Annotated in this window: 3 protein-coding genes; 1 reads left to right on the top strand and 2 read right to left on the bottom strand. The window is 63.2% G+C overall.

The features are described 5' to 3' along the window. Positions 1-1,717 (top strand): PKD domain-containing protein (locus VEY12_06790; protein ID HYM39833.1); only part of this gene is annotated, 1,717 nt, incomplete at its 5' end. A gap of 421 nt (positions 1,718-2,138) precedes the next feature. Here VEY12_06790 and VEY12_06785 read toward each other — a convergent pair. Further along, positions 2,139-3,848: an oligopeptide/dipeptide ABC transporter ATP-binding protein gene (locus VEY12_06785; GenBank protein HYM39832.1), complete on the bottom strand. Its 1,710-nt coding sequence runs from the start codon at positions 3,846-3,848 to the stop codon at positions 2,139-2,141. An 89-nt stretch (positions 3,849-3,937) separates the two neighbouring features. Continuing rightward, complete coding sequence (locus VEY12_06780; protein ID HYM39831.1) at positions 3,938-4,936, bottom strand: ABC transporter ATP-binding protein; 999 nt, start codon at positions 4,934-4,936, stop codon at positions 3,938-3,940. Positions 4,937-4,976 lie beyond the last annotated feature (40 nt).

Raw genomic sequence — 4,976 nt, 5'->3', positions numbered from 1 at the left:
GATCTGGCAGGGAGCGTTCACGGGCTGGTTCTCGAGCTTCCTGTTCTTCGGACCGCTCGTCTACACGCCCATCGCCAACGTCGCCTTCTGGAACGTTACCCACTCGCTCATCGGGAACAGTACATTCACGGACCTCGGTAGCGCCATCTTGGTGGCCGTGGGCGGGAGCAACGTGATCTGGGGCAACGCGATCGTGCCCGCCGCACAGGAGCCCTCATTCTACATCTACCCTGACGAGCTCGGAATCCAGGTGCTGGAGAGCGGCGACCTGATCTACAACAACTGGGTGACGGTGAATGTACCCGCCTACGCGCTGAACTACAATCTGTACACGGGCGCCCCGCAGGTGAACGACAACGACTGGAACCTGTCCGCACCCGAGCCCGCCGTGAACGTGGCTATGGTCAACGGCTTCGCGCTGACGGGGAGCATCGTGGGTTCCGACGTCCAGTGCGGGAACTTCTGGGGCAACTACCTTCCGCTCGCGCCCCTGCCGTACAACAACAGCGGGTTGATCGGGAACGCCGGCGACGGTGACTACTGTCCGTATCCGATCGGCACCTACCCGCATGGCGTTCCGTTCTTCACGGTCACGTTCACGGAGACCGGGCTGACCTCCGGGAACTGGTCGGTCACAGTGGGCGGGATGACGAAGACCGCGGATCCCGGGTCCGCCATCTCCTTCCTGCTTTCGAACGGAATCTGGCCCTTCTCCGTCGCGAGTTCCGACGGGCTCACTCCCAACCCCGCGAGCGGAACCCTGACGCTCCCGGGAGCGGGCGACGTGACGGTCTCATTTGTCGCGCCGCTCGCGGCTGCGGAGGGCGGCTTACCGTCTCCTACGGACGTGAACCAGCCTGTGTCGTTCACGGCCACTCCGTCCGGCGGCTCAGGGACCTACACGTACGCTTGGGGCTTCGGGGACGGCGCCTCGAGCACGGACCAGAACCCGACCCACACGTACACGACGAACGGGACGTACAACGTCACGCTGTCGGTGAACGACTCGTTCGGAGGATCCTTCAGCACGTGGATGAACGTGACGGTCAACCCGCTCCCGGAGTGGACCGTCTCCGCCTCCGTGAGTAGCACGGATGTGGGACGGCCGGTGGATTTCAGGAGCACCTACGCGAACGGAACCGAGCCGTACACCTTCTCCTGGGACTTCGGCGACGGAAGTGTAAGTTCCGCTCAGAACCCCGGGCATGCGTACGCCTCGCCAGCACTGTACTTCGTGCTGTTCGAAATCACGGACGCGGCCGGAGTGAGCTCGAGTCGCGTGATTCCTGTCCTCGTAAACCCGGTGCCGCAGGTGACGGCCTCCGCGTCGACCACCGCGCCCGTGACGGGTCAATCCGTGGACTTCACGGGGCTGGTAGGCGGCGGAACGAACCCCTTCAACTTCACGTGGACGTTCGGCGACGGATCCACGGCGAGCGCGCAGAACACCTCCCACGCGTTCGGGAGCGCCGGAACCTACAAGGTGACGTTCCGGGTGATCGACCGGGTGGGCATGCCGGCGGCAACCACCTTCACGTTGGTTGTGTCGGAAAGCTCCGTCACCACTACGACCGCTGTCGTTGGCTCGGCCGCGGCGCTCATCATTGGGATCGTTGCGACGGCGCTCGTGTTGACCTATTTGACCCGCCGGCGGAAGAAGCCGAACGAGCCCGGCCCGGGCAGCCAAGGCGGTTCGAGTTCACCGCCATCGCCTTGAGGGCACCAACACCAGGAGGCAGGCGGCATTGCTCCGCCTGCCTTCCCTTTCCCCTTTGCAAGCGGTGGTTTAGAGCCTCCTGAGCGACATGGGCGAGGAGCGAGGGAAGGGACTCGACGTGCAGCGTTCCACGGTGACATCTCTCGGTCCCCGGTGCGGTCGCCCCCGATACCGTCCAGCGCGTCCTCGCACGATGAGATTTTGGCCCGTGCCACGACCTGCGAGGGAGGGCGGTCGAGCATGCGCGGACGCGGCGCGAATTCGGGATCGATTCGTCCACCTAGGCGGGTCGTTCGCAAGGACCCGCGTCGGCCTTACCCAGGGCCACCAAGGTGCAATGGGCCGCAGGATGGTCGAGGTCCACCGTCCCTCCCCGAATATCGGTCGATCGGTCGAGACGTATGGGGCGTAGCCCGTCATCTTAGGTGGCAAGCGCCGGCGTCGGCTGCTCTGCGGGAGGGTTCACCAACAGACACGCCACCGAATTCCCAGGGGCGATTTCGAGCAAGGGCGGTTCCGTCCAAGAATGGACGGTCACCGTCACGGAGCCCCCGTTCGGCGAGATGTCAGCGACCCCTCGGAACGCGAGGTGTTGGTCCTTCTTGTCCGCGACGAGCCTTCGCAACTCCTCCGCGAGGGTGTCCGCGCTGGTTCCGGTCTTGGGTCGGAAGCGAATCGTTCTCGGGTCGGAGGCGATGGCCTCTTCCCAGAGTCCTTTCAAGGGTTTCGGCGCGGCGCCGTGCAGATCCTCGAGGACTTCGCTGGCGTTCCATCCGCACCTTGCGAACGCCATGGGACACCGGGGATGGAAACGACACCCCGTAGGGATGTTCACGGGATCCGGCCGTTCCCCCTTGAGGATCATGCGCTGCGCACGATGCCGTGGATTCGGGCTGGGAACGACTGACATCAAGGCTTGCGTGTAGGGGTGTTTCGGGTTCCGAATCACTTGTTCCGTCGTCCCGATTTCGACGATTTGACCCAGGTACATTACGGCGATCCGATCGGCCAGGACCCAAGCGAGGCTCAGGTCGTGCGTGATGAAGAGGTAGGTTAGGCCTCGAGTTTCGCGGAGGTCCATCATCAGCTGGAGGATCTCCGTTCGGATGGAGACATCCAGCATGGACACGGGCTCGTCCGCCACGATGAAGTCCGGTTCCAGCACTAGGGCGGCGGCAATCGAGATCCGTTGCCTTTGTCCCCCACTGACCTCGTGGGGGAATCGGAACATGAATTCCTCGGGGGGCCTAAGGCCGGCGTCGCTCAGACTCTCTGCAACGCGGGATGCCGCCTCTTCCGGGTTTCGGACGATGCGGTTTACGCGAAGAGGCTCTGCGACGATTTCGTAGATGGACTGCTTTGGATTGAGGGACTCGTACGGATCCTGGAAAATGAGGTGGAGCCTACGCCGCAGGGTTCGCATCTTGATTCCGGACAGACCCTCGCGTCGCTGCCGCAGTGACAGGATGGTCCGTGAGAGCGCCCCCGCAACGGATGGCGCGACGATCAGGATGAGCAGCATCGCGAACGCATTTGTCGACCACGCGTACGAGAATGCGTCGAACGGGCTGTAGCGAAGGGCCGCGGTGGGCTGCAGGAAGTCATGGAGGTAGAAGCTTAGGATCGGGGCGAGGAACACTGCCGCGGTTGCGAGAAGCGCTAGGACTGCGGGCGTTCGGCGCCAGACTCTGGCCGGCCGGAGCGGCCCGATTCCTCCAAGGAGGACGCCGATGGCCACTCCGAACCCAAAGATCGGCCATGGGCCTGAGAGGGGCAGCGCAGAGAGCCCCATCGCCAGCGACGGGAGGAGGAATGCGAGGACCGTTGCAGCCGTAAGCATGCCCCCCAAGAGGAGAACCTGAGGGGCGGTCCAGCGCTGGTTCTCTTCCCACGTGAGGGAGTACTTCCGCCGGAGTTCGTCGACGGCTTTCCCGGAATCAGGGGTCTGAGAACTCGTGAGACTCTCGGTGTACCGTGAGTACTCCTCATCGGGCATCTCAAAGAACACGTCCCCTTCCGTGGCGTCTTCGAGCCGGAGCAATGCTTTTCCGGTCGTGGTCTTGCCGCATCCGCTCTCACCGACGAGGCAGAACACCTCTCCCCGGCGAATATCGAAAGAAACCCCGTCCACCGCGCGGACCCATTCCGAGCCTCTCCGCGCCGCTCGATGCAAGATTCCCTTGCGAAGGGGGAACCAGACCTTCAGTCCGCGAACGCGGATCAAGGTGTCCGTGCTTGGATCGGTCGTGGTGTCACCTCCCCCACTTCGGGATATAGGAAGCACGCCGTCCGCCGACCAGGGGTCACTTCCGACAAAGCGGGTTCTGCGTTCGTGCAGCGGTCAAACGCGAACCTGCACCGCGGGTGGAAGACACATCCCGCGGGCGGATTGATCAGGCTCGGGACCAGTCCCGGAATGGACGATGGCATTTCCCGGCTCCCTCGGATGTCTGGGAACGCTGCCGCGAGTCCCTGTGCATACGGATGTTTCGGGTCCGTGAAGACATCCACGGTCCGCCCAACTTCCATCATCTTCCCGCCGTACATGATAGCGACCTTGTCACAGGTCTCGGCGAGGACGGACAAGTCGTGCGAGATTAGGATCATGGAAAGATCGAGCTCCTTTCGCAGTCGTTCCAAGAGTTCCAGGATCTGCGCTTGGATCATCACGTCAAGCGCGGTGACCGGCTCATCGGCGATGACGAGCTTCGGGTTGCAGGCGAGGGCCATGGCGATCATGACGCGTTGGCGCATGCCACCCGAGAACTCGTGAGGATAGTCGTCGATGCGCTTCCGCGAAATGCCCACCAAGTCCAGCAGGTCTTCGACACGCTTTCGCGCCGCGTCCTGTTCCACATCCTCGTGAAGGACTATAGGCTCAGCGATTTGTCTCCCGATGCGTTGAATTGGGTTGAGGGAGTTCATCGCCCCTTGGAAGACGATTGAGATTTCCTTCCAACGGATCTTGCGCATTCCGGCATCGGAGATCCGGGCGAGGTCTCGGCCTCGCCATCGAATGGACCCACGAACGACGCGGCCATTGTACGGCAGGAGCCGCATCAGGGCCAGCGCCGTCGTGGTCTTGCCACACCCGCTCTCGCCTGCGAGGCCGATGGCTTCGCCCTGCTCAAGCTCGAAAGAAGCGCCCTCGACCGCATGGACCTCCCCCTTTTGGGTCGTGAATCGGACGGTCAGATCTTCGACTTCCAGGAGCGACATGCTCACCGGCTCCGCAGGCGAGGGTTGAGGATCTCATCAA

It is taken from the genome of Thermoplasmata archaeon (assembly GCA_035632695.1).
Taxonomy (GTDB): Archaea; Thermoplasmatota; Thermoplasmata; order RBG-16-68-12; family RBG-16-68-12; genus RBG-16-68-12.
This window is presented reverse-complemented; position numbering and strand designations above follow the sequence as displayed.